Here is a 24,266-nt window from a genome sequence, read left to right on the forward strand (position 1 = left end):
CCATGCATGTTTCCATTGAAGAACTGGATCTCCAGGCAAAAGAAGTATTGAAAAAGTTTGATAACGTTACTCTTACGGCAAAGGACCGTGGGCAGATTCCGATGCAGGAAATGCCTACCCAGGATCCTTCGGTCCGTGTTACCAACATGCAGGAAGTTGCCCTCGGGTATACTGACAGCCAAGTCAGGGCCGAAGCCCTGAGGTGCCTGCAGTGCAAGAACAAGCCTTGTATCCAGGGTTGTCCCGTCTCCATCGATATTCCTGGCTTTATTGCTGAAGCTGCAAAGGGTAACTATGAGAAGTCTGTCGATATAATTAAGCAGAGCAGTCTCCTTCCTTCCATCTGTGGGCGTGTATGTCCCCAGGAAAGCCAGTGCCAGAAGTATTGTACGGTCGGAAAAATATATAAGGATGTCGATCAGTCTGTATCCATTGGCCGTATCGAACGGTTTGTTGCCGATTATGCACGTGAAAACGGGTGTGAGACAATTCCTCCTGTTGCCCCGGAAACCGGAAAGAAAGTTGCCATTGTAGGAACAGGTCCTGCAGGGATTGCCGCTGCTGCCGATTTACGCAGGGAAGGGCACACTGTGGTGATGTTCGAGGCTCTGCATAAAGCTGGTGGAGTTCTTGTCTATGGTATTCCTGAGTTCAGGCTTCCCAAGAAAATTGTCCAGCATGAGTTGGATAATCTCAAAGAAATGGGTGTTGAGATCAGGCGGAATTACCTGGTTGGCAAGACCAGAAAGATTTCCGACCTTATGGAAAAAGACGGTTTCGATGCTGTGTTTGTAGGTTCCGGTGCCGGTCTTCCCAAATTTATGGGTATCGAGGGCGAAAACTATATCGGTGTCTTCTCTGCAAATGAATACCTCACCAGAAGCAATCTGATGAAAGCCTATTCAATCGGCGATTCCTTGACTCCTCTTTACGATTCAAAAAAGGTTGCAGTCTTTGGCGGTGGTAACGTCGCAATGGATGCTGCCCGTACGGCAAAACGGCTTGGCGCCGAAGAGGTTTCCATTGTCTATCGCCGTACTGAATTTGAAATGCCGGCAAGAAAGGAAGAGGTAGGCCATGCAAAGGAAGAAGGGGTAAACTTCATGTTCCTGCATGCTCCCCTTGAAATTGTTGCCAATGAGCAGGGTAGGGTCAATGGGGTAAAGCTCATCGCCTGTGAGCTTGGTGAAAGCGATGCCTCCGGCCGTCGTTCTCCCGTGGAAATCCCGGGAAGCGAGAAGTTATATGATTTCGATACAGTTATTGTTGCAATCGGTAATGCCAGCAATCCTCTGATCAAGGCAACCACGGATGGCATCGAGGTGGATAGGCGCGGTAATTTCATCGTTAATGAAGATACCTGTGAAACGACGCTTCCCGGTGTTTATGCCGGCGGCGATATTGTCCTCGGGGCCGCTACGGTAATTCTTGCCATGGGGCAAGGTCGAAAAGCTGCGAAGGCAATGAATGAATATCTCTCTACAAAGTAATAAATTATATTCACATGGCGCCTGCATTTCCTTTGCAGGCGCCATGTCTTGAAACACCTTCCATCATTGTGTATAGTTACACTCGTGATTATTCATAGCGATTGCCAATCGGTAATCTGTCAACTCCAAGAAAACGATAAGAAAAAAGCCATTTTGGAAGTGATAGATTCCTGTTCTATATTTCAGAGTCTTCCTGATGTTGAACGCTTCAAACGAGGTGTGCTTCGTCGCGAACGCATCGAAACTACCGGTATTGGGCATGGAGTAGCCATTGCACATGGGAAAATCCTTGGCCTTGACTCGGTGAAGATAGCCTTAGGGCTCAGTACAAAGGGGATAGACTTTGCATCAAAGGATGGGCTACCTGTCCATTTGCTGTTTGTCATTGCCTCAAGTCCTTCCATCCAGATTGAATATCTCCGCGCTCTCAGTGCAATTTTGCAGAGTGTCCGTACTGAACAGGTACGTGAACATTTGCTCGCACTCAAGGATCTTGGTCACGATGAACGTTGTGAGAGATTTTTTTCTATGATGTCGTCGCAGAACTTTGTCTGGCTATGCAAAACCCAGAAAGATTAGTAAAAAATACCGTTTACGAGGACTTTGTTAACGTTTTTATCAAACTTTTCTACAGGAATATCATCAAAGAATTGGTATCTCCTGCAAATGCCTATGGTCATGACCGAAGGATAGCGGTTTAAAAACCTGTCATAATACCCCATCCCTCTTCCCAGCCTTTGTTTGAGTTTGGAAAAAGCCAACGCAGGAACAAGAATGATGGAATGCTCATCTGGTTCAATGATGTGTTCGCAGATTGGTTCTGCAATGTTTCTCGATGATCTGACCAGTCCTTTGTTCCAGACTTTTTCTGCAAGGCAGAATTCCATAAGCCCTTCATCGAGACATCTGGGAAGGGCCAGTCTTTTTTCTTTGACTGCGATATCTAAAAATTTATTGATATTCACTTCGCTGGGAAGGGGTACGAAGGCAAAGACTGAGGTTGCGTTTTTATACTCGTCACAAGCAAGCAAGGCTTCAATGCTTGCATTATCTTCTTCTGAGAAATCATGGTCCTTGTTGTCGAGTGCTTCTTTTTGAAGCAGTATTCGTAGCTCCTTCTTTGTAACCATAGCCATATTATAGCATGTACCCTGCTATCACAAGCAAGATGGTGGCAACAAGGAGGATTCCGTCTGGTTTTCCATATCCGAGGGTCTGCCTTTCTCGCCCAGGGTCAAAGGCCCTTGCATCGAGGGCTGAAGCGAGATCCTCGCTGCGGTCCAACAGCAAGGAAAAAATGCTGCCACCTAAATCCGATAGGGTGCGTATCGGGTTCCCTGTCCTTGCCTGCCGGGACTTTCTGGCAGCCGTTACTTGTTCTGTCACATCAAAGATGATCGGTACCAAAGAAAGGGTCAGCTCGATGCTGCTTGCAATTTCCCAGCCTTTCACAAAAGGTATCCTTTCCAGGATTGAACCAAGGGATCGGGCAAGGTCGTCAGGGGCAGTGGAGTCTGCGAGCAACATGCCAGATAGTATGATTGCAAAAAAACGTACGCATGCTGCTGCGGCCTGTTGTGCGTCATGGGTAGAAAAAAAAGTGGTCAGGGCTATGAGCAATGCCATGAAACCGAAGAATTTCAGCTCCCTTCCATAGGAGCGTACTGGTAACCTTTGCAGTAAGGCAAGCAGGATGAGGGGAGTGAGCAGGACAAGGGCGGTAATCAGGGGGGCTTTCACGAGTGGGAAACAGAGGGCGATGACGCAGCCGAACTTTGTTACCGGGTTGCTTGCATTGAGGAAGCTCTTTCTGTCCCGGAAATGGAAGATCATTGCTTCAGCCATGTAAGCTCCTCGATTTTGGCCTGCAAAGGAACGTATACCCCATGCTCAGGCAAGAGCGGAAGGATATCGATTGCTTTACCGTCTGCAATCACGCTTCCTTTTTCCAGGAGTATGGTTTGGTCTGTGTATGCAAGGATTTTCTCCACTTCATGGCTGACTAGAATGATGGTATGCCCTGCCTCATGCAGTTTGAGGAGGGTCTTTATAACCTGGAGGACCGACGGATAGTCAAGGTTGGCAAACGGTTCATCCATGATGAGAAGCTTTGGGTCCATGACCAGGACCCCGGCAATAGACAGGCGGCGTTTCTCACCACCGCTGAGTGTCCGGGGTCTTTGCTTGAACTGCTCTTTCAGTCCCATGAGGGTTCCGACTTCCTCGAGTCGTCTCATTTGTTCTTCTTGGGGGAGGCGAAGGTTCTCTACACCGAAGAGAATATCTCTCTCCACTGTCTGGCCGACGATTTGGCTATCTGCATCCTGGAAGACGAGACCGATTGAATCCAAGCGCTTTTTTGGGGCTCTGGTGACGTCCTGTCCCTCGATAGTAACTGTTCCCTCCGTTGGTTTGAGCAGGCCTTTTACACATTTGAGCAAAAGGCTCTTTCCGGAACCGTTTGGACCGGTAAGCAAAACGAAGGCTCCTTTCTCGATGGAGAAGGAGATGTTCTTGAGAATCGGTTTGTTTTTTTCAAACCCAAAACTAAGATTGTGTACCTGCAATATAGGCTCTTGTTGTTGTGTCATGTTCAAATTGACTGTACCAGATGTACCTTCTTTGAACAAGATAAACAAAAGGGTGCAGGTGCAAAAGGAAAACGCTAGAGTCGATCTGGGCAGAATACAGGAACAAGTTCTCCCAGTCCATCGAATGTCTGGTAGAAAGACTTGAGGATTCGCTGTAGTCCTGTGACTGATTTATGGGATATGAGGTAACAGCCAGCATAAAAGGTGTTATATAAAAACAGCGACGCTAGCAAATAACAACGACTGAGAAACGAGGCATGAAAAATTGAGAAACTGTCAAAACCTTTGATTTTTAGACTGCAAACTATACTTGACTCAGCTATATATGTTGGAAAAATTATTTATTAGCAATTTGAATCAGCCGAAAGAATCAAAATAGCATTTTGCCATCATTCACTGGTGACTGTTGATTCATGTTACAAAGCAAGGTTTCAATGTCCTGTCTGCTTGCAAGATCATAGGAAAAGGCACTTGCACTACCTGCACAAACCCCCATACGGAGAGCTTGTTTATAATCACCAGTTTTTAAATATCCTGCCAAGAATCCAGCAACCATGGAATCTCCCGCTCCTATGGTGTTAAGCACTTTTCCTTTAGGAGCATCACATTGGTGGACTGTCCCAAATTCATCTATGAGTATTGCACCTTTTTTCCCCAGTGATACTAAAACATTTTTTGCCCCACTGTCCTGGAGTTTTTTCCCATAGGTTATTGAATCTGCAATCCCAGAAATTTTTACTCCAAAAATTTCACCCAATTCAATATCGTTTGGTTTTATAAGAAAGGGATGGTAAGGAAGCACATTAAGAAGTAAATGATTTGTAGCATCTACAATTGTCTTTATTTTTTTTCCCTGCAAATGGCATAGAATATCTTCATAAATAGTTTGAGGTACCATCGGGGGGATGCTTCCCGCTAGAACTAGACAATCAGCTTCAGAAAGCAGATCGAGTTTTGCATAGAGTAATTCAATATCTTTCTTGTCGATTTCTGGTCCTCTTCCGTTGATTTCACTTTCTGTGTTGGCGGTACGTATTTTCACGTTGATTCTCGTAAAACCGTTGGCTACTTGAATGAAGTCAGCTTGAATCCTTCTTTGATGCAATAAATGAGTCAAAGCTGTTCCCGTAAACCCCGCTTCAAACCCATAGGCAATGGTATCGATCCCAAGAGCATGTAGCACAATGGAAACATTGATTCCTTTCCCGCCAGGGAAAATCTTCTCAGTATTTGTCCTGTTCAAGGCTCCCAAGATAAAAGAGTCGACAGAGATTACATAGTCTAACGAAGGATTGAAAGTAACAGTAGCTATCATGAATTCTCCTCAACAAATCAATAGAAATGACATAGATAATTACAAATGCTTTATAAGTAAATAACCTCGATTTTATGTAAGCTAATGCCACTTATCTGATGATGGACCATTATTTTTCCACTGCAAGACCGTGAATTGTCTAAAGCAATTCACAATCTTGTCAATGAAGTTTAGCTAATTATTATCTTGAAGAAAGGCTTAGCGATTCACTTCAGCCCAAAGCTGATTCCAATGGTCTGTCATTTTGGTCTTGTTTTTCATCAAATACTCATAATCCAAATCAACAAGTCCCAAAGTGTCACTATTAGGTAAGCTGCTTGGTTTGCATAACTTGTTGGAACCACGACCGGCTAAGTCGGTACGCATATTCTGGAAATCAGTTGAAGCCAACAGATCAATCATAGCTTTTGCGGCTACCAAATTGGGAGCATCTTTCACGATTGCCGCTCCTCCAGGCATTGCTGTGTTTCCTTCGTTCATATAGATGATTTGCATAGTGGCACCACCCCCAGCGATAATACCTGCAGGTGTCGATTCATATGACAAACCGACTGCATATTCACCTTCGTTGACTAAGTTATATACATCTTTGGAGGAATTAGTTGAGAAGCTATTCTCCATCAGTTGTTTTACATAAGTCCATCCTTTTTCGTCATCGAACTTATCTCCCATCACTGCCAAGATTGTCTGCAATTGCCTCCAGCCAGACGAAGATGCAGAGGGATCTGCCAGAATAATTTTTCCTTTCAACGCAGGTTGAAGCAGATCTTTATAACCCTTTACCGAAACTCCGAGCTGTTTCAATACGTTTGGATTCACAACTAAACACATGACCTGTACATCATAAAATGTATAGTACTCGGATGGGTCGTGGAATCCTTGTTCTTTGTCTAGGGTTGAGGTATAGGGTTGAAGAATATCATGGTATTTTTCACCATCAGCTGCAAACATTCCTCCAATAACCACATCAGCACCACTTGTTGCATCACTCCGGATCTTTGTAGCCAAAGTACCCACAGAATCGGCAACGATTTCGATTTTGCACTTTGGATAACATTCCTTCCACAGTTTCAATAATAATTCCTGCTGTGTCTCTTCCATTGTAGTGTACACCGTCAATGTTCCTGTAACCTCATCAACCCCTTTTGCCCAATCAGGTCGATCAGTAGTGGTTATAGGAGTCTTCGACTCGTTTGTCCCATTCGCAAATGCGAATCCAAGTGCCATGACAAAAATCAACGATATTGCCAGCATCTTCTTTCTCATGATATCCTCCATTTTTTAATCTGAAAGAATTTCTTTCAGAATTGTTCCCAATTCAATTACATCCGTACGTTTTCGATCTTGGTAAATTTTAAGTAAACCATAAGGCATATGATGGTTAGGATTGTAGTCACTGTTGCAAAGGCTGCCGCTACCCCGTATATACCGTTGTTGATTGCCACATAAGTACCGATTGTCAATGTTATTGTTCGATTGTTGTACAGGATGACTCCACTCGACATTTCCGTGATGATTGAAACCCAACTTAATACTGCTCCTGAAATAATTCCACTGGACATCATAGGAACAGTAATTTTAACAAATGATTTCAGCTTGGAAGCCCCTAAGCTCAAGGCTGCCTCTTCAATGCTTGGACTGATTTTCATCATTGCGGCAGTTGCCGAACGGCTGGTAAATGGCAACCTGCGTATTGCCAAAGCTATTACCATAATTACCAGTGTACCTGCAATGCAGAAAGGCTTATGGCTATAAACGATTACCAAAGCAATGCCGATTACTGCTCCTGGCATGATATAGGGTAGCATAGAGATTGTATCGATGAGGTTACTGATTGCATTTCCTTTTCTTACTACCAGATATGCAATTAAAACAGCCAGCACCACGATAATAGCTAATGTGAATATACTGATTATCAGAGTATTGTTTGTAGCTCTAAGTAAGTTTTTTGAGAACGCCTTCTGATAGTTTACAAGAGAATACCCATTCAATAATATGCTGTTGTTATACTTTCTGAAGGACATATAAATGATATATAGTTGAGGCAACATGGAAATCGCTACCAAGGCATAACAATAAATATGCATCAAAATGCCTGAAGCATGGTGGCATTCTTTCTGTTCAATGGGATGCATCGCACTAATGGTAAATTTGAATTTGCTTGTTGCTATTTTCTGAAGCAAGAAAAAGAAGCCAGTAACAATCACAGCAATAATACTAATTGCAGAGGCAAAATGATAATCTGCACCATTTTCTCCCAAGTATTCATTATAAATCAACACCGGAAAAGTTGTATATCCTCTTCCGATAAGCAAAGGGGTACCGAAATCTGCGAAGGAGCGCATAAAGACAAGCAAAGCAGCAGCCAATATAGTCGGCATGGTTAATGTTATCAGTATTTTGAAGAATCTATTGACTCCCTTGCATCCCATACTTTCAGCAGCTTCCATCAGAGAGTTGTCAACATCCCTAAAAGCTCCATTCATATAAATAACTACCAAGGGAAATAATTTCATGGTTTGTACCAATACAATTCCACCAAACCCATAGATGCTCACATTATTGATACCAATCGTTTTCAATAAATTAGTTAGAAGTCCATTATTTCCCAGTAACAGAATCCAAGCATACGCTCCTATAAAAGGTGCAGACATGGTACAGAGTAAGCAAAGGATAAAAAGTAGTTTTCTTCCTTTCATTTTATAGAAAGAATAGAAATAGGCAAATGGGATCCCTAGGAGTAAACAAAGGGCCATAGAGAAAAAGGCTATCTTGAAACTATTGAATATGGTGGAGTAGTAGTAGCTCTTTCCAAAAAACCTTGCAAACGCATCCAAGGAAAACCTGCCATCAGAAGTAACCACAGCTTCTTTTAGTAAACCCGCAATCGGAAATACCAAGAATACTACGAAAAGGGCCAAGATGCCGAATGAAGTCATATTCCAGAATTCAAATAATTTATGTCTTTTCATTATCTTCATTTCTTTACCATCCAATCCATGTCTTGCATAAGACTCTTACCGGTTGTGGCATCGAATATGTTTATTTTGGCGATATTTACATTCAAAAAAATTTGACTACCGGCAGGAAGAATTGATTCGAAATCTGATTCCTTTATTATCTCTGCCTCTTCGTTTGTATCAAGTTTAACAAAATAATGAGTATTTAATCCTAGAAATATGCTATCTTCAATAGTTGCTTTAATACATTTTTCCTGAGGTTGCGTATTGATTATCAATTCTTCAGGACGACAGGATACCAAAACATTTTCATCCGATACTTTTTTTGGATCGATCTTATCGACAGAAATTCTATAGCCATTAGAGAACTCCAATTCAAAGCCGTGGTTGCCTTGAAATAGTTTCCCCTCAAGCAAATTTGATTTTCCTATGAACGTTGCAACAAATAGATCAGCCGGACGCATATAAATATCTTGCGGTCTTCCGCATTGATGAATGATTCCATCCTTCATGACAGCAATACGATTGGAAATCGCCATAGCTTCCTCTTGGTCATGAGTCACGTACACTGTAGTAATTCCAACATTTTTTTGAATTGCCTTGATAACAGAGCGCATCTCCACCCTGAGTTTTGCATCAAGGTTTGAGAGCGGTTCATCCATCAATAACACATCGGGTTGAATAACCAAAGCACGGGCAAGAGCTACTCGCTGTTGTTGTCCACCGGAAAGTCTATCAGGCATTCTGTCTGCATATTCATCTACATGAACTAGTTTTAAGAACTTGTCAGTTTCCCTTTTGGTTATATCAGCGGGGACTTTCCTGCTGCGCAACCCGAATTCAACATTTTTACGGACTGTCATATTAGGGAAAATTGCATAGTTCTGGAAGACCATCCCAATATTCCTCTTATCAGGCTCTAAATTGTTGATTTCCTTGTTGTTGAAGGAAAACTTTCCACCTTCAATGCTATTAAAACCAGCAATCATACGTAGTAGTGTGGTTTTTCCGCAACCGGATGGGCCCAATAAAGTAAATAACTCTCCATCATGAATCTCAATGGAAAGATCTGGAATTACTATGGTCTCTCCATATTTTTTAACAGCATGTTCGATTGAAATATTCACGCTCATCTATTGGCTCCTTTGGTTTTTTTAACTAAGTCTATGTCCAGTTGTTCAGTAGATATTTCTCTGCTTCAACACACCAAAGTCCGTTATGAGCATCGATGATATCAGCTAAGATGCCAAAACGAATATCCTTGACAGATAAGGTTCGAAAATCCTCAATTGCGGTTAGCGGAAGGTCCAGATGGGTATAGATAAGTTTTTTCCCTCCAGGAATTTTAGGAAGGTTCAAGGTGGTCTCAGCTGCGCAGTTCAATCCACCAATATGTGTGATCATTACTGCAGGATCCAACTGTTTTTTTTCAGTCATTCTAAGGGATTCAAGCATATCATATGTGTTTCCACCTGTCGTGCCGATTACATGGGTTGAATTGTAGTGTACATCATAGAAATTCAAAGGTGCGCAGAACTGCTTATCAATAGGACCTGCAAAGAAATTCAAACATCCGTCTCTTCCTAGAATATCGGAACCTAATTGCACCACAGAGGCAATCGGCGCAAATGCAAAAACATCGTCAAATCCTAAGGGAGAGAAGCGACGTAAATAGTTGGCGACATCATCTATATTGGAAGTATTGATAAATTCTACTCGTACGCCACACTCTTGTGCTTCTTTTTCAAATAAGAATTTTGCTCTCGAAAGTCTTTTTGAATTTATATCAGTCAATACAATTAGCGAAGGCCGGTGTTCTGAATGAATTGCATATGTCAAAGCGCCCAATCCCATTGGCCCGGCGGCAGCCAATAGGGCAATGTTTCCTCCTTGTTTAATACCCATTGTGTGGGCATAAACTCCCATTTCTGTATGGAAACATGCATGAAATGCACCAATGCAGCATGACATCGGTTCTGCTAAAGAGGCTTCAAAATAGGCCTCACCTTTATATTCCAATAGACATCCAAGTTCCATAACTTCAGGAGGAAGTATGCAGTAGGTTGCATCTCCTCCGCAAAACTCATATGAATAACCTGGAGACCACATGGTTCCCTTATAATTTAAAGCTGGTTGCAAGGTGAATTTCATACCAGCCTTGAACTGGTCTTTATATTTCTCACCAACCTCTACGATATCACCTGCAAATTCATGACCTGTAATAGCTGGATGTTGTGCAACATCAGAATGGACACGTTTGTGTTTGGGGCCTAAAATCGCACATTTGTAAGTTGACATACAAATACTATCGGAAACAACTTTCACTAATATTTCATCATCGTTGATTTTTGGCAACTCAAATTCGTCAATTCGCAAATCTGATGCCCCATGAATTCGAAGCGCTCTTGCTTTCATACCAAAACTCCCTTTCTTTATACATGAATGTACTATGTCCATGCGTTTTGCAGGGTAAACCCGGTATGAGCAGTTGTCAATTAAATTGTTGTTTTAACAAAAATATATTTCTTAAGAACAAAAAAATTGCGATATATCGAATAAAATTCTCTTTACACCTCTTTAAAGAACCTTAATATTATTGTTTCGAAAGTATTCGGCAATTTGAGGATCAAGTTCGTCGTCGGAAATTAAAATATCAATATCCTGTACGTTCGCGAAAGAAAATGTATTGCTAATTTCCACTTTAGAAGAATCCATGAGTAATACAGTAGTTTCAGCTCTGCTGATTACAGCACGTTTAAGAGAGCTTTCTTCCAAGGCTCCACAATTAAAACCTGTTGTTTTCATATAGCCTGTAGTCCCTAGAAATGCAATATCATAATTCATCTCGCGAATTTTCTCACAGCTATCTGAACCAGAAATGCTCATACTTGAGGGATTGATCTTTCCCCCTGGCATGAATATTTGGACCTTGGAAAGTTTTGCGAGTTCGATGGCACAATGAATACCAGAAGTAAAAACCAAATGAGGTTCATCAGGAAATTTCCGAGCCAGTTCTGTAACAGTTGAGCCTGAATCAAGGAAAATAGAAGTACTTGGATATATTAGGTTAGCGGCTTTTTCCGCGATGCAACGTTTTTTTTCAACGTTTCTACAAAAACGTTTATTCAGTAAATCATCCGTACCGATAATTCGATCAACTGATTTTGCTCCTCCATGTACTCGGACAATTAATCGCATCTCATCAAGTGCTTTGAGATCATTGCGAAGGGTCATCTCAGAAACTGTAGGAAATGCTGTTTTTAAAAGAGAGAAACTGACAGCTCCATTCTCGTTGATAAATTCTTCAATTTGGTTTCTTCGGTTTTTCAAAAGAATCCTCCAAGATTTTCGAAATAAAAATTTCCAAATTAGCATAACGGAATATTGCATTATTTAGAGTCTGAAATACTGATAAGTCTTTTGATGAAATATTTATAACATATTCAACCAAGACTATTATTTATACTATCGTACAAATGAAAACTAACAGTAGAAAGCCATGAACTTATCTTGTGCTATGCCATGATAACCCGTGTTTAGAGGAAGTTTCAAGCGCGTTGCAATCTCAAATATATTTTTTTGCAGCATTCACCCATTCAGGGTAACCCTTTTGGAATCACAGCCCCCACAAAGGGTGACACTAAATATCGATTACTGCACGCCAAGTGGGCATCAGTCTTGCTTTGTATTAATGGTATCTCCCTCCAGACACTAGTCAATCTCCTCTCTCTTTAAAGTGAACCAAAATCAATTGTTTCCCTTGATCACCAATGACACCGAACACAAGAGAGGATTTTCTGTGGTTTTAGAGGTGGTCCGAAGAGGATGCCTACGACCTGCTGAAGAACCGCTTCCAGCTGGAAACCACCCTCAAGCAGGATTTCCGGGCGACTATACTCACCTTCTCCATGCTCTTGGCCATGGAAGAGGTAGTGAACGAGCAGATCCGCAAGGAAGGGGAAGACAAATAGAACAAGCATGGATATTAGATGGGCCACAATAAGTTCGTGGGCATCATCCGCGATGACCTCATACATGCGTTGACGGCCAGAAACCGGATGGACCTAGTAGCTAAGATGAACAAGGTAAGGAAGAGGGCCCGGGCTTTTGTCTGTCCTGCTCCAAGTGCAGAGAACATGAAAAACCCTGATTCCCTCATAATCTCAAGTCAACCTGCTCATCTTCCAGATGAGTCATATTTAAGTTCTGAACAATAATTATTTAGTACTGAAACATCAGATTTGTGCTATTATTTTGCGAAAAAGATAAAGGTATGGTGAATGTAGATGTATTCTTCTGTTTTCCGAAAGGTTTTCCTGATATTTTCTATATTTCTCCTAGGATTAACTGAGGTATGGGCTTTTTCTTTCCAATGGGCGCCCCTTGATCCTTTGTTTCGAGAACCTCTTGCCGATCCCTTTGCCTGCTCAACCAGTTTTCGGTCCTTAGGTATGCTGGATGAAGAGAGTATCCCCGATTCTGTATTGGTTTCAAACGAAGCTACCAACCGTTATGAGAGTATCACTTATGATGATGCCAATCAGCGTGAATATTGGCAGATGAAAAGTGCCGTGAATATCGGTCTGCTTAGGGCTTCGCTGGGATTTATTGAGATGGAAGGGTATATTCAAGGTGGGCTGAACACTGTTTTCCAGAAAAATGGTTCGGTCAATGCCTTGGGGTTCGATGGTCTCTATGGAGCCGGGGCAACCATAAGGCTTTTCAATGTCCTTGCCCTCCAGGCGGGATTTCATCATTTTTCCGGCCATTGGGGAGATGAAATCATAGGGGATTTGCTTGAATACAATCCATCTCTGGATTTATATTCTTCCACTGCAACGTACCATTTGGAGGAATATACCAGAGGTAATTCCTGGATTGCAGGGGCTTCCTTGGACCAGGGCTCTTGGGGCCGTTTGTATTTCTTTGCCGAGCTTCCTATGGAAAGATCCTGGATCAGGCCGGGAATCCATGTACCGGCAGACACCCTTAAGCCAGGAAATAGCGATACTTCTCAGTTTGAGTATATTACCGGACAGGAAGGCCTCACGGGTTTGACCCCGTATGATTCTTCCTACAAGGCTTGGAGACTGCAATCAGGCTTGGAACTCTATATTCCGGTTTCGACTATCGGCTCCTTGTTTTTGGCAGGGGATGTTCAGGCGCACCAAGATGGACAGACGCTCCATCAGGTCGGAGGCTATAATCCTTCCAATCCCTGGGAATTCGAATATACAGTAGGTGGAGGTTTTGCCTTCAATAAGGATTTCATGGAAAGAACGTTTCGGTTTGAAATCTATTATCATGATGGAAGATTCCCGCTCTTGAACTATTTTTTCCAGCGCAGCAAATATCTTGTTATGGGTATAGTAATCAGTGGTTAGGAGTCTTTTTATGAAACGAAAGGTTGTTTTTCTCTTTGTCCTTGTGTTTGCGGTTTCGTCCTGTTTTGCTTCCTACGATATGTTTGAAGATAATTTATCTTTCGATTGGTATGCGGCTGAGTCTCTGTTTCCCTCGTCTGCCCTCAATCCTTTTTCCTCGACTTCGACGCTGAATATCCTCCATCTTATCGAAGGGCAGCCTAGGTCGATTCTCTATACCGATAATGGAGAGTACACATCGGTACCTTTCTATTCAGGTACGAGCTATGCTGATGAAACGCTGTATGCCCAGCTGAAAACAGGGGTTAATATTGGTCTTTTACGGCTTTCGTTTTTTGATATGGTGGAATCGGAAGTAGGATTCCAAGGAGCCTTGAATTCTGTATTCCAAGGATTCGGAGGAGCTAAAAACCTTGGTTTCGATGGAATTTTCTTTTTCGGTTTGCATGTGAGGTTTTTCAATACAGTGACGTTCCGAACAGGGTACCAGCATTACAGCGGCCATTACGGGGATGAAACGCTCTTAAATATTACAGGGCAAACCGAGGATCCCGTAGAGTATGTCAGGGATAATGATATTCTGTTTGGGGTTTCGGTTCAGCCGGTTTCTTTCCTTCGTCTCTATGCTGATGCAAACCTTCCTTTGCCCAAGACATGGATGGCTCCTGCCATCCATATTCCTTTCTGGGTACTCAAGCCTTCTTCTGGGGAGTCTTTGCTTGAGGTTGAATCAGGGAAAGAAGGAATTGCTGTCACTGAATTTGCAGATTCCTATAAAGCGTGGATCATCGATTTTGGAATGGAGGTTCGCCTTCCTGTCCGTAATCTTGGATCCTTGCTTCTTGGCGCCGATGTCGTTGCCAACCAAGATGGACAGACACTTCATCAAGTCGGAGGCTATGATGAAGACAATCCCTGGGAATTTGAATATACCCTCGGTGCAGGTCTTGAGTTCGACCAGAGTATTGGCCTGGGGGCTACCAGACTTATGCTCTGCTATCATGATGGGAGATTCCCTTTGCTAAATTTCTTTTATCAACGGACGAAATACCTTTCCGTCGGCTTTTCAATCAGCCAGTAGTATAGGGCGGAAAAGCTAAAGGAAATACAAGGAAATTTAGAAAGCAATGAGGGGTGAAAAAATTTCCTTTGCTTTCTATTCCCTGGCTAAGGACCAAAGGTACCTTGATTTTAAAAATCTCTTATTCTGCTCTTGAGGGACTGTAAATTGCAGAATATGAACGAGAAGAATCTAAAATTTCCTGATAGGTGTTGACAAGAAAACTCAATTCAGGGTATATAAGAGAACGTCGAGCCGCTTTAGCTCAGTTGGTAGAGCAAAGGACTGAAAATCCTTGTGTCCTCAGTTCAATTCTGAGAGGCGGCAGAAAATCCTGTTACAGCAATGTAGCAGGTTTTTTTTGTCCGGAGTGTTGCGGGTTCATGTACGGCCTGGAAAGGCTCATACGATTTCCCATTGTTTTCTGGTCCATGGGAAATATCCTTGTACCCTGCTTTAATGTGTTGTATCATTCGCTTAGACCAATGCATTACCCTCAGTTTGAGGCTAATGTATAATAATGTATTTGATAACAGCGAAGTGAGAAAGTAATGGAAATATGTGGCAGATTGAAGTTAATAAGAGAATGCTATGGGAAATCTCAGGCCAAGTTTTCTCGTAGACTTATAATGTCACAGAATACGTGGGGACAAGATAAGATAGCAAAACACTCAGTGCCCATTGAATTCAAACAAAACCTTACTGTTATGGGTATCAATATTTATTGGTTGGTTACTGGCAATGGTCCGATGTACCTGTCCGAAGAATCTATAAAACAAGAAACTGGAAAAAACAGGATAGTCTATGACCGTTCAGAATTATTTAATATCCGAATCAATGCTGGAACACTCTCTTCATGATGCATCTCATCACAAGAGCCTGGGAAAGGTAATCGGCAGGTTCATGATGTATTGGTAGAAACACCCCTGAGGGTGTGCATATATTAAGTATGGTCTTTACTTATAGGGTGTGTGCTTCTGTGTGACCGGGGTTAAATGAATGTCGCTCGAATTTTTATTCTTCGCTTTTATTGAGATTGTTACGTTTGTATTGATCTATTTTTTGATGCGTACTAAAGAAAAGCTCTCAGAGAGTAATTCAAAGTATGCTGCTCTAAAAAAGCAGTATGAGCAATTCATTAGTGTCGATGAATATAAAGCTTCTATAGAACAGGAACTTTTACGTATTCAGAAGGAAAGCCAAGATCACCTTGAGTCTAACCGTCAAGAAATTGCACAACTCAAGAAGGAAAGTGAAGATCAACTATCTACGAATAGAACAAAGCTTGTACAAGAAACACAACGTCTATTTGATGAAAGGAACAAAACACTCTCAGACATTGAGAACCAGAAGAATGAAAGCATCCATTCCAAAGAGCAGCGAATATCCACTTTAAATCAAGAAATGGATGAGCTGTCCACTAAGTACAATCAAGCGAGAACATTGCTTTCCAGCCTTTTGAAAGAGGTTTCATTGTTCCAAGATGAAGTAGAAACAAATTCCTTTGGAATATATTCACCTCATTTTGAGTTCGATACTTCGGAGGAATATAAAGATAAACTGATTGAGATCCGAAAGGAATCTAAAGTTCTAATATCTTCAGGCGATGCTGTTGATGCCAATTTTGGGTGGACTGTAAATGGGAGCAAGGCTGAAGGGAAAAAACAGACAAACCAATATATAAAACTGATGCTCAGGGCTTTCAACGGTGAATGCGAAGCAATGGTTGCTGATACTCGTTGGAACAATATCACCAAAATGGAAGAAAGGATGAAGAGTGTCTATGAAGCAATCAACAAACTTGGGACCGTTCATGAGATTTCAATCCGTTCTCAGTATTTGACCCTTAAGCTTCAGGAGCTTCAATTAACTTTTGAATATGAAAACAAGAAACATGAAGAGCAAGAAGAGCAACGTAAACTGCGTGATCAGATAAGAGAAGAAGAAAAGGCTCAGCGTGAATATGAAAAGGCGATGAAGGATGCTGCAGATGAGCAAAAACAATACCAGCAAGCTCTTAATCAAGCAAGGAAAGAAATGGAAAAGGCCCAAGGAGAAGAACTGACAAAGCTTCAGAAAAATATTGCAGACCTTGCGGAAAAGCTTGAAGAAGCCCAAAATCAGCAGCAACGAGCAATTTCAATGGCCCAACAAACCAAGGCTGGCAATGTCTACGTCATTTCAAATGTGGGGTCATTTGGTGAGAATGTTTATAAAATTGGTATGACTCGTAGACTTAACCCACAAGAAAGAGTGAACGAACTTGGTGATGCCTCCGTCCCATTTACCTTTGATGTCCATGCGATGATCAGGTCAGACAATGCTCCTGAGTTAGAATCTTATTTCCATAATCAACTAGATAAGAAGCGGTTGAATCTCATTAATACCCGTAAAGAGTTTTTTACAGTAACGCTTCGTGAAATCGAAGAGCTTACAAAACGAAGAGGAATGACGATTGAGTTCACCAAATTGGCTGAAGCAAGAGAATTTAGGGAATCCATTGAGAAGAGAAAAGAATTCGGAGCCCCTAAGTCAGAGCCAGTGAAAAATGATTTAGATAAGTTTCCAGTGAATTTGTAATCAGGAGTAGACAATGGGAATAGACATCAAAAAATTCATTCTGGAAGTTACAGAAAAGAAACAGTTCTGGGAATGCCCATTTTGCAAGAAGCATATACAGCTGGTAAAAGAGAATCTTAGTACCATTAGAATGGATGCTGGAAATGGGAATATCACCTATGTATTAGGCATTCTATGTCCAAATCCAAATTGTAAGAAAACTTCGGTGTATCTAGCAGCATACACAGGGTTATATGAAGGACCACATTTTGTAAATCCGGATACGGAGAAACCGCCTATCGGACGATTTGAAACATTGTTCCCTCATGGCACTTATATCAACTATCCTTCGTATATTCCAGAGTCAATAAGAAACGATTATATGGAAGCTGCATGCATAGTTGATTTAAGCCCAAAAGCCTCTGCTGCGCTTATCAGGCGTGCTTTACAAGGAATGATAAAAGATAAGAAACCTCAGCTTAAAAATCTAAAATTGGAGAAGCAGATTGAATCGCTTAGAACTGAAGTATCAAGGCAAGAATATGCGGCACTAACGGCAATACGAAAGATTGGTAATGTAGGAGCTCATATGGAGGATCCTGGTGTAATAGCAGAACAGGATTGTCCTATAAATTCAATTGATGCCACTGATTTAGTGCATCTAATCGAATACTTGTTGAAGAGTTGGTATGTGGATATACATGATGCTGATTTCTTGATGAACAGTATTTCTAAACGAGGAGAAGAAATTCATGATATCCAAAAAGGAAGAAGGTAAATTAATATTGCAAAATAGATTTCTATAATAGCGAGAAAACACTCTTGAGAGTGTCTATAATATTTACATAAATCTTTGCTTCTTGTTGTGCTCTTGGATACGGCCTGGATGCTGCGATGGGTAATTACACAAAGTATCTTCACAGTTTGAAAGATTTTCCTAAAATTACGAAAGAAATTATTAAAAGAGATTTCCAGACTTCGTAATGGAAATGATGTGAAATGGGCCTTGTGCAAGTTCAAAAGATTCCGAGGTCGTCCTTTAAGAAGGGTTCCTGACCTATTTACACATTGGAGATACTGTGGTTTCTTGATAAGAGCTGTATGAATCGAGAGATTCACGTACGGTTCTGTGAGAGCCTTGGGGTGAAACTCCCTTTGGCTACTCGATTTGCAGCTCTGTTAAACGGTCAGTAAACGGTTACGCATTGAAGAACCCGGCTTTTCTGAACCGTCCTATTGATATCCATGGCAATATAATGGATAGAAACCAACAGGAGGGTTTGTTAAACTATGAAGGAACTTCGCAAAGACTATGAGAGCTTGCCTGAGGATGTATCTCCTGAACAGGTTGAAACTACTGCCGCGGCCCTGGAAAGAAGGAAGTTTTCACCTGTCCTGATTCTTGATGTACCGAATTTCAACAGACTGACCAAGCAAGATATGCTCAATGAATACGACCGGGTACAGGCACTGCCTTCTACCTCCCGGGAATTGAAGATGGTACTCGCCATAGAGAATCCCGAGCAAGTGAAAGAAAAACATCTGGTCTTGTTGTTGAACCAGTATCTTCTCCTCTGTGGATTAAGGAAAAATGAAGCTTCCGCTTGGGATGTTATCAATGAAATGTATGAGGATGACTAGGTTTTGTTTTTTTTGTTACAAGGCATGTCCCCAGGCAACTTGCAGCTGGTTTTCTCATAGCAACTCAGTATAGGATTTTTCCAGTAGTTCCCTGAACCTGTTGATGAAACGGGCTGCAGGGGCCCCGTCGATGATATCATGGTTGAATGCAACGGTAATATTGTACATTTCCCTGATCTTGATCTCGTTTTGGACCACGACGGGTTTTTTGGTGATACTTCCGAGGGCAAAGGAAACCGCCTTTGGGCCTCCGATGTAGGGAATGATATAGCCCGGGACCTGGGAGAACATACTTACTGAAGTAACGAATATTGTACCTGACAGCTCTTGTACCAGTCTGTGATTATGCAGGATCCTTCTGAACATGAATCGGACAAGGGGCAGGGGAAGCGAAGTGAGCATTTTCCTGATAAAGGGCGAAGACACATATCCCTTGTCTGCATTTTTACTTGTCTTCGCATTGGTAATCTCATGGTCTATCTCTGTAATGGTCTTATGGTTGATATCCCTGATAATACATTGCTTTGTGATGGATTTCCCAGCATCTTCGATTTCGATGGGGATGTTCAAATCTACCTGCTCGAAGGTAGTAGTATGCTTCAAGTCGATCATCGAATTGAACTCGGAAAACTCCTGCAAGCACATTCCAATGGCTTTCAAAACCAAGGAAAAAAGGGAACCCCCGGTTCCTTCCCGTCTTTTTTGGCGAAGGAAGGTCCGTAAGTTTGTTATGTCGATATCAAGCAAGGCAAAGAAATTATGGCCACCTGTTACCAGTTCAAACCCATACATCGATAGTTTTCGCAGGTCTGTGGTTTTTTCGCGTTTCATACATTTCCACCTTGATTAGTAAAAAAGAGGTTGTTTGCAACCAAAAGTCTTGGCCTTGTAGATACCGTATCGGATTCTGAAAAACGAGGCAATGTGGTTATGCCTTCCCAGATCTATTTCATTGCATAGATCCCCATTGCCTGAGAGAGGAACAAGGAAAGGCCTTTCCCAAAAGAATCGATGTTTTTTGTAAACCGTTCATCCTTTATATACATCTGGCCAAGACTGGCAAAAGCCTCAAGGGAGTAGTAATAGCCGAAACTGGCATTGAAAAACCGGTACATCTCTTCCATTGCACCCTGTACGATACGAGAAGAAGGGTCTTCGGTTCTGAGGTTTGCCAATTTTGAAAACAAAGCATCCATTTCGGTTCCCATAGTTTTTTTGGTTTCCGGCGGAAGGTTTTTGATATGGGAAATGCTTGCCTTCACTGTTTCTTCGCCCCATCGTTCTTTCGCTTCTTTTTCATACGGGTTCTTTGTCATGTCAAAACCCTTGAACTGGTCTTTCGTAGCCATAGCGTAGCCTCCTTTCAATGCCCTGCTCGAGTTGTCCAAAGTTTCGAGCATAGTGTCTATACGGTTTTTTTGTTGCAACAGATAGCTTTTCTGTAATTGGAAGGCTTTTTCCCTGTCAAAGTTTTTATCGGAGAGCAGGCAATGGATCTTGTGCAAGGAAAAGCCGCATTCTTTGAAAAACAATATCTGCTGTAGGTTTGCAAGGTCTTGCTGTATATATTCCCTATATAGGTTTGTTTCGCTTCGTGAAGGAGATAGCAACCCGAGCGATTCCCAATGGTGAAGGGTCCTTACGCTCACGCCAATCAAAGTGGCAACTTCTTTTACTTTCATGTTAATAGCATGCACTATGACGTAGCGTCATAGTCAAGGGGAAAGTGAAATTGATTACCTCGTTGTCTTTTGCTACTCAAGGCCCAGTTCGAGTTTCAAATTCTCGTTATAGCGGACAGCAGCCTGGGCTGCTTCGCTGGCAGGAATCTGTGATGAGTTGTCAATTATTATGCCGATTCCCCCTGATGCGATTCCCCCGAAAATGAGGCCGAGCGAAGAGTAGAGTAACACCTTGCTGTCAGGGTCTATTGTCTGGGAACCAGCTAATAGCAACGTACCGGCCAGAAAAAGGGAGAGACCTGTCCAATTGAATATCCGGGCGGTTTTTTGCGCTTGTTTGTAGCGTAGGGCTTCCTCCTGCATACCGGCAATCTGGAAGAACGTTTCTTTTTCCAACGGCTGTGTGCCTAAAAATGGAGTCCATCTAAGTTCGACAGGGCTAGTAGTACTGAATACGCCTTCACTCGGATACGAGGTGTAGAATTCGGTGTTCCTGCCGGTGTCGATCCAGAGTGCAGATTGGGTATATTCCTCAGAGAGTTCCAAGGATTGGCAAAAGGCAAAAGAGGTAATACCCAAAAGGGCAATGAGGAAGACTGAAAAAAAATTCAATCTCTGTTTCATACATACATGATACAACGCTCTTTTGTTTTTTCCAAGCCCGCCATTCGTTGCAAGACAGGGCCTTGTGGTGATAGAGTGCATTGCGGAGGAAACATGGATAAGACGAGGCATCAGGCTTTGAATTTCCAATCGATGGTCGTTGCCTGCAAGAATTCGGAAGCCAAGGCTATCGAAGCCTTTGGCAAAGCTGTCCTTCTTTTTGACACCTCCGATTCCCTCATTCTTCATATCAGCGAGTATGCCCGTTTGCTTGAAGTAGGCGAACATGCTTTAAGTGACGCCTATTATACTTTGCGTCCTGTTTTTGAGGCTATGGCTGAAACTGTACAGGTCATTACCTGGGAAGACCCCCTTTGGCCGGTACAAACCAAGGGGTTTGCCTATTGCCCCAGGTTTCTTTATGTCCGCGGGGATATCTCCCTATTGGGCAAGCCAGCCATTTCGATCATCGGGACTCGCAGCCCTTCGCTTGAGGGTCTTGCCTCGGCAGCGGTGACTGCCAATGCAATCGGGAGCAAAGGCTATGTCGTGGTCAGTGGACTTGCCAAGGGTATCGACGGGGTGGCCCATAAGACAGCCTTGTCTTCGGGGTTTCCCACCATGGCCGTAATTGGGACCCCCCTAGAAAGCTGTTATCCTCTTGAACACCAGGCGCTCCAGCAGGAAATTGCTGAAAAAGGTGTGGTAGTCAGTCGCTTTGCTCCCTCCGAGATAACGCAGAAATGGCACTTTTTACTTCGTAACCGCCTTATGAGTGCGCTCTCCCTTGCCTCGGTAGTTGTTGAGGACAAAGATGGTGGAGGCGCCGTCAGGCAGGCTTCTTTTGCACTGGAGCAGAAAAAGTACTTATTTGTCTACCAATCGTCCTTGGACAACCGCAGTGTGCTCTGGCCGAGGCAGTTTGCCGATCAACCGCGAGTGTTTGTCGTAAAGAAGAGCCAGGATATTCCCCGCCTGCTTGCAAAAGCATTGGACCAAAATGCAGGACTACGGGAAAAGACTGGGAACAAAGAGGAAAAGCCGTTACAACTTGACCTCTTCTCCCTCTAGAAATGCCTGTTTGCCTTGACATGAAAACGGTCGGAAGACTACTATCTAACATTATGAAAAACCAACTAACCGCGAATGAATTGAGGCAGAAATACATCGATTTCTTCGTTTCAAAACAACACACGCAAATCAGTGGGGCTTCCCTGATTCCTGAAAACGATCCGACCGTGCTTTTTACGACTGCCGGAATGCATCCTCTTGTACCGTACATCCTTGGTGCAGAACACCCTTCTGGAAAGCGTTTGACCGATTACCAGAAATGTATCAGGACCGGAGATATCGAGGCAGTAGGGGATCCGCACCATCTCACCTTTTTTGAAATGCTTGGAAACTGGTCGTTGGGCGATTACTTCAAGAAAGAAGCAATCGGATACAGCTTTGAATTTTTGACAAGTGTCCTTGGTATCGACGCGAGCAAGCTCTCTGTAACTGTGTTTGCCGGGGATGACCTTGTTCCGCGCGACGAAGAAGCCGCTGCAATCTGGGAAAGCTATGGCATCCCCCGTGAACGGATTTACTTCCTCCCCCGTGAAGACAACTGGTGGGGACCCGCCGGTGAGACCGGACCCTGTGGTCCTGACAGCGAGATGTTCATCGACACCGGGCGCCCTTCCTGTGGTCCCGATTGCCAGCCTGGTTGCTCATGCGGGAAATATTTCGAAATCTGGAATGATGTGTTCATGGGCTATCGTAAGACAGCTGAGGGCACTTACGTACCGATGGACCGCAAATGCGTTGACACCGGTATGGGAATCGAACGCACCATTGCCATCCTGCAAGGAAAGAAATCGGTATACGAGACAGAAATCTTCACCCCGGTCATTGCCGGAATAGAAAAACTGAGTGGCAAGAAATATGGAGTGGAGGAAGAAACAGACATTTCTATCCGCATCATAGCTGACCATGTTAGAACCAGTGTGTTTATCCTTGGCGATCCGAAGGGAATGGCTCCCTCCAATGTCGGCCAGGGATACATTCTCAGGAGGCTCATCCGACGTGCAGTCCGTCATGCCAACAAACTTGGCATAGACCATGCCTTCCTTGGGGAACTTGCCCAGATTGTTTTGGACCTGTACGACAAGCCGTATCCTGAATTGGTTGCACATAAGGTCTTTATCATGGATGAACTTGCAGCAGAGGAAACCAAATTCTCCGAGACCTTGCTCAAAGGCGAACGCGAATTTGAAAAAATGCTTCCCAACCTTTTGAAGGGCACTTCCCGCCAGATCAGCGGGCGTACCGCCTTCAAGTTGTATGATACCTATGGCTATCCTATCGAGCTGACCCGTGAACTTGCCCATGAACATGGTTTTAGCGTTGACGAGGAAGGGTTTAAGGCAGCCTTTGAAAAACATCAGGAAGTAAGCAGGAGTGGAGCCGAACAGCAGTTCAAGGGCGGCCTTGCCGACCATAGTGAACAGACTACTGCTCTCCATACTGCCACCCATATGCTCCACAAGGCCCTGAGAACCGTCTTGGGCGACCATGTAGGGCAGAAGGGTTCCAATATTACTGTCGATCGTCTCCGCTTCGACTTTACCCATCCCTCTCCGATGACTAGTGAAGAAATCCAGAGGGTCGAGGACATTGTCAATAAGCAGATTGCACGCAACCTTGCGGTAACCTGTGAGACCATGACCCTTGACCAAGCCCGTGAGGCTGGAGCTATCGCTTTCTTTGAAAGCAAGTATGGCGAACAGGTAAAGGTCTATTCCATCGGTGATTTCTCCAAAGAAGTCTGTGGTGGCCCCCATGTTAAGAATACCTCGACTATGGGTCATTTCAAGATTCTCAAGGAGCAGTCCTCCTCGGCCGGGATTCGTAGGATAAAGGCCATCTTGGAGAAGTAATTTCCCTAAGGCAAAACGAAACCATGCAATTTTATGTAGGGCACCTGTGATTCTGGCAAC

Annotated in this window: 24 protein-coding genes and 1 tRNA gene; 12 read left to right on the forward strand and 13 right to left on the reverse strand. The window is 43.1% G+C overall.

Features of this window, described 5'->3' with window-relative positions; genetic code table 11:
* Positions 1-2: 2 nt before the first annotated feature.
* Together gltA and SPIGRAPES_RS13305 are read left to right on the forward strand one after the other, a co-directional pair.
* On the forward strand, positions 3-1,490 hold the full coding sequence (gene gltA / locus SPIGRAPES_RS13300; protein WP_014271268.1) for an NADPH-dependent glutamate synthase: 1,488 nt from the start codon (positions 3-5) through the stop codon (positions 1,488-1,490).
* An 84-nt stretch (positions 1,491-1,574) separates the two neighbouring features.
* Complete coding sequence (locus tag SPIGRAPES_RS13305; protein WP_172635099.1) at positions 1,575-2,069, forward strand: PTS sugar transporter subunit IIA; 495 nt, start codon at positions 1,575-1,577, stop codon at positions 2,067-2,069.
* On the opposite strand, the gene SPIGRAPES_RS13310 is transcribed toward SPIGRAPES_RS13305, so the two are convergent.
* From SPIGRAPES_RS13310 to SPIGRAPES_RS13355, 10 genes are all read right to left on the reverse strand, one after another.
* Positions 2,066-2,620, reverse strand: a complete 555-nt coding sequence (locus SPIGRAPES_RS13310) for a 5-formyltetrahydrofolate cyclo-ligase (protein ID WP_172635100.1) — start codon at positions 2,618-2,620, stop codon at positions 2,066-2,068. The two genes, SPIGRAPES_RS13305 and SPIGRAPES_RS13310, sit on opposite strands and share 4 nt — an antisense overlap.
* A gap of 7 nt (positions 2,621-2,627) precedes the next feature.
* Positions 2,628-3,335 carry an energy-coupling factor transporter transmembrane component T family protein gene (locus SPIGRAPES_RS13315; RefSeq protein ID WP_014271271.1) on the reverse strand — a complete coding sequence of 236 codons (708 nt, stop codon included), beginning with the start codon at positions 3,333-3,335 and terminating at the stop codon, positions 2,628-2,630.
* Positions 3,320-4,081, reverse strand: a complete 762-nt coding sequence (locus SPIGRAPES_RS13320; RefSeq protein WP_014271272.1) for an energy-coupling factor ABC transporter ATP-binding protein — start codon at positions 4,079-4,081, stop codon at positions 3,320-3,322. Before SPIGRAPES_RS13320 ends, SPIGRAPES_RS13315 begins: the two co-directional genes overlap by 16 nt.
* Before the next feature lie 370 nt (positions 4,082-4,451).
* Positions 4,452-5,396 (reverse strand): 1-phosphofructokinase, encoded by a 945-nt coding sequence (gene pfkB, locus SPIGRAPES_RS13325; RefSeq protein ID WP_014271273.1) that lies wholly within the window; start codon positions 5,394-5,396, stop codon positions 4,452-4,454.
* Positions 5,397-5,594: 198 nt separating this feature from the next.
* Positions 5,595-6,662, reverse strand: coding sequence for an extracellular solute-binding protein (locus SPIGRAPES_RS13330; RefSeq protein ID WP_014271274.1), 1,068 nt, complete (start codon positions 6,660-6,662; stop codon positions 5,595-5,597).
* Positions 6,663-6,718: 56 nt separating this feature from the next.
* The gene (locus SPIGRAPES_RS13335) at positions 6,719-8,377 is read right to left on the reverse strand and encodes an ABC transporter permease (RefSeq protein ID WP_014271275.1); all 1,659 of its coding nucleotides are present in this window, start codon (positions 8,375-8,377) and stop codon (positions 6,719-6,721) included.
* Positions 8,374-9,489 (reverse strand): ABC transporter ATP-binding protein, encoded by a 1,116-nt coding sequence (locus SPIGRAPES_RS13340; protein ID WP_014271276.1) that lies wholly within the window; start codon positions 9,487-9,489, stop codon positions 8,374-8,376. Before SPIGRAPES_RS13340 ends, SPIGRAPES_RS13335 begins: the two co-directional genes overlap by 4 nt.
* A 31-nt stretch (positions 9,490-9,520) precedes the next feature.
* Positions 9,521-10,771 (reverse strand): zinc-binding dehydrogenase, encoded by a 1,251-nt coding sequence (locus SPIGRAPES_RS13345; RefSeq protein ID WP_014271277.1) that lies wholly within the window; start codon positions 10,769-10,771, stop codon positions 9,521-9,523.
* Between the two features lie 162 nt (positions 10,772-10,933).
* Entirely contained in the window at positions 10,934-11,686 is a 753-nt protein-coding gene (locus tag SPIGRAPES_RS13350) for a DeoR/GlpR family DNA-binding transcription regulator (protein WP_014271278.1), read from the reverse strand.
* A gap of 434 nt (positions 11,687-12,120) precedes the next feature.
* A complete protein-coding gene (locus SPIGRAPES_RS13355; RefSeq protein WP_155816759.1) occupies positions 12,121-12,336 on the reverse strand; it encodes a hypothetical protein in 216 nt (71 codons plus the stop codon).
* Between the two features lie 9 nt (positions 12,337-12,345).
* Between SPIGRAPES_RS13355 and SPIGRAPES_RS17065 the strand changes: the two genes are divergently transcribed.
* From SPIGRAPES_RS17065 to SPIGRAPES_RS13390, 8 genes are all read left to right on the forward strand, one after another.
* Positions 12,346-12,573 carry a hypothetical protein gene (locus tag SPIGRAPES_RS17065; protein WP_014271279.1) on the forward strand — a complete coding sequence of 76 codons (228 nt, stop codon included), beginning with the start codon at positions 12,346-12,348 and terminating at the stop codon, positions 12,571-12,573.
* A gap of 174 nt (positions 12,574-12,747) precedes the next feature.
* Complete coding sequence (locus tag SPIGRAPES_RS13360; protein ID WP_172635101.1) at positions 12,748-13,740, forward strand: hypothetical protein; 993 nt, start codon at positions 12,748-12,750, stop codon at positions 13,738-13,740.
* A gap of 10 nt (positions 13,741-13,750) precedes the next feature.
* Positions 13,751-14,821, forward strand: coding sequence for a hypothetical protein (locus SPIGRAPES_RS13365; RefSeq protein WP_014271281.1), 1,071 nt, complete (start codon positions 13,751-13,753; stop codon positions 14,819-14,821).
* Positions 14,822-15,054: 233 nt separating this feature from the next.
* Positions 15,055-15,127 (forward strand) — tRNA-Phe (locus SPIGRAPES_RS13370).
* A 302-nt stretch (positions 15,128-15,429) separates the two neighbouring features.
* Positions 15,430-15,660 (forward strand): hypothetical protein, encoded by a 231-nt coding sequence (locus SPIGRAPES_RS13375; protein WP_155816763.1) that lies wholly within the window; start codon positions 15,430-15,432, stop codon positions 15,658-15,660.
* Between the two features lie 205 nt (positions 15,661-15,865).
* Positions 15,866-17,380 (forward strand): SNIPE associated domain-containing protein, encoded by a 1,515-nt coding sequence (locus SPIGRAPES_RS13380; protein ID WP_215904751.1) that lies wholly within the window; start codon positions 15,866-15,868, stop codon positions 17,378-17,380.
* A 13-nt stretch (positions 17,381-17,393) separates the two neighbouring features.
* Positions 17,394-18,137 (forward strand): DUF4145 domain-containing protein, encoded by a 744-nt coding sequence (locus tag SPIGRAPES_RS13385; RefSeq protein ID WP_014271284.1) that lies wholly within the window; start codon positions 17,394-17,396, stop codon positions 18,135-18,137.
* A 512-nt stretch (positions 18,138-18,649) separates the two neighbouring features.
* Positions 18,650-19,000, forward strand: a complete 351-nt coding sequence (locus SPIGRAPES_RS13390) for a hypothetical protein (RefSeq protein WP_014271285.1) — start codon at positions 18,650-18,652, stop codon at positions 18,998-19,000.
* A gap of 54 nt (positions 19,001-19,054) precedes the next feature.
* On the opposite strand, the gene SPIGRAPES_RS13395 is transcribed toward SPIGRAPES_RS13390, so the two are convergent.
* The 3 genes from SPIGRAPES_RS13395 to SPIGRAPES_RS13405 all read right to left on the reverse strand — a co-directional run bounded on the left by SPIGRAPES_RS13395 (position 19,055) and on the right by SPIGRAPES_RS13405 (position 21,306).
* On the reverse strand, positions 19,055-19,831 hold the full coding sequence (locus tag SPIGRAPES_RS13395; protein ID WP_014271286.1) for a 2-oxo acid dehydrogenase subunit E2: 777 nt from the start codon (positions 19,829-19,831) through the stop codon (positions 19,055-19,057).
* A 113-nt stretch (positions 19,832-19,944) separates the two neighbouring features.
* Positions 19,945-20,682, reverse strand: a complete 738-nt coding sequence (locus tag SPIGRAPES_RS13400) for a MerR family transcriptional regulator (RefSeq protein ID WP_014271287.1) — start codon at positions 20,680-20,682, stop codon at positions 19,945-19,947.
* A 72-nt stretch (positions 20,683-20,754) separates the two neighbouring features.
* Positions 20,755-21,306 (reverse strand): hypothetical protein, encoded by a 552-nt coding sequence (locus tag SPIGRAPES_RS13405; RefSeq protein WP_014271288.1) that lies wholly within the window; start codon positions 21,304-21,306, stop codon positions 20,755-20,757.
* A gap of 93 nt (positions 21,307-21,399) precedes the next feature.
* On the opposite strand from SPIGRAPES_RS13405, the gene SPIGRAPES_RS13410 reads away from it, so the two are divergent.
* Both SPIGRAPES_RS13410 and SPIGRAPES_RS13415 read left to right on the forward strand, forming a co-directional pair.
* Positions 21,400-22,356 (forward strand): DNA-processing protein DprA, encoded by a 957-nt coding sequence (locus SPIGRAPES_RS13410; RefSeq protein ID WP_014271289.1) that lies wholly within the window; start codon positions 21,400-21,402, stop codon positions 22,354-22,356.
* Positions 22,357-22,409: 53 nt separating this feature from the next.
* Entirely contained in the window at positions 22,410-24,206 is a 1,797-nt protein-coding gene (locus tag SPIGRAPES_RS13415) for an alanine--tRNA ligase (protein ID WP_041384695.1), read from the forward strand.
* Positions 24,207-24,266 lie beyond the last annotated feature (60 nt).

The sequence above is a fragment of the Sphaerochaeta pleomorpha str. Grapes genome, from assembly GCF_000236685.1.
Taxonomy (GTDB): domain Bacteria; phylum Spirochaetota; class Spirochaetia; order Sphaerochaetales; family Sphaerochaetaceae; genus Sphaerochaeta; species Sphaerochaeta pleomorpha.

Coding starts and splice junctions, on each gene's coding strand:
- SPIGRAPES_RS13365 (WP_014271281.1), top strand. CDS start 13,751: ATGAAACGAAAGGTTGTTTTTCTCTTTGTCCTTGTGTTTGCGGTTTCG.
- SPIGRAPES_RS13390 (WP_014271285.1), top strand. CDS start 18,650: ATGAAGGAACTTCGCAAAGACTATGAGAGCTTGCCTGAGGATGTATCT.
- SPIGRAPES_RS17065 (WP_014271279.1), top strand. CDS start 12,346: ATGGGCCACAATAAGTTCGTGGGCATCATCCGCGATGACCTCATACAT.
- SPIGRAPES_RS13345 (WP_014271277.1), bottom strand. CDS start 10,771: ATGAAAGCAAGAGCGCTTCGAATTCATGGGGCATCAGATTTGCGAATT.
- pfkB (WP_014271273.1), bottom strand. CDS start 5,396: ATGATAGCTACTGTTACTTTCAATCCTTCGTTAGACTATGTAATCTCT.
- SPIGRAPES_RS13320 (WP_014271272.1), bottom strand. CDS start 4,081: ATGACACAACAACAAGAGCCTATATTGCAGGTACACAATCTTAGTTTT.
- SPIGRAPES_RS13410 (WP_014271289.1), top strand. CDS start 21,400: ATGGATAAGACGAGGCATCAGGCTTTGAATTTCCAATCGATGGTCGTT.
- gltA (WP_014271268.1), top strand. CDS start 3: ATGCATGTTTCCATTGAAGAACTGGATCTCCAGGCAAAAGAAGTATTG.
- SPIGRAPES_RS13340 (WP_014271276.1), bottom strand. CDS start 9,489: ATGAGCGTGAATATTTCAATCGAACATGCTGTTAAAAAATATGGAGAG.
- SPIGRAPES_RS13335 (WP_014271275.1), bottom strand. CDS start 8,377: ATGAAGATAATGAAAAGACATAAATTATTTGAATTCTGGAATATGACT.
- SPIGRAPES_RS13315 (WP_014271271.1), bottom strand. CDS start 3,335: ATGGCTGAAGCAATGATCTTCCATTTCCGGGACAGAAAGAGCTTCCTC.
- SPIGRAPES_RS13310 (WP_172635100.1), bottom strand. CDS start 2,620: ATGGTTACAAAGAAGGAGCTACGAATACTGCTTCAAAAAGAAGCACTC.
- SPIGRAPES_RS13405 (WP_014271288.1), bottom strand. CDS start 21,306: ATGAAACAGAGATTGAATTTTTTTTCAGTCTTCCTCATTGCCCTTTTG.
- SPIGRAPES_RS13415 (WP_041384695.1), top strand. CDS start 22,410: ATGAAAAACCAACTAACCGCGAATGAATTGAGGCAGAAATACATCGAT.
- SPIGRAPES_RS13395 (WP_014271286.1), bottom strand. CDS start 19,831: ATGAAACGCGAAAAAACCACAGACCTGCGAAAACTATCGATGTATGGG.
- SPIGRAPES_RS13400 (WP_014271287.1), bottom strand. CDS start 20,682: ATGAAAGTAAAAGAAGTTGCCACTTTGATTGGCGTGAGCGTAAGGACC.
- SPIGRAPES_RS13375 (WP_155816763.1), top strand. CDS start 15,430: ATGTCACAGAATACGTGGGGACAAGATAAGATAGCAAAACACTCAGTG.
- SPIGRAPES_RS13330 (WP_014271274.1), bottom strand. CDS start 6,662: ATGAGAAAGAAGATGCTGGCAATATCGTTGATTTTTGTCATGGCACTT.
- SPIGRAPES_RS13355 (WP_155816759.1), bottom strand. CDS start 12,336: ATGCTTGTTCTATTTGTCTTCCCCTTCCTTGCGGATCTGCTCGTTCAC.
- SPIGRAPES_RS13385 (WP_014271284.1), top strand. CDS start 17,394: ATGGGAATAGACATCAAAAAATTCATTCTGGAAGTTACAGAAAAGAAA.
- SPIGRAPES_RS13380 (WP_215904751.1), top strand. CDS start 15,866: ATGCGTACTAAAGAAAAGCTCTCAGAGAGTAATTCAAAGTATGCTGCT.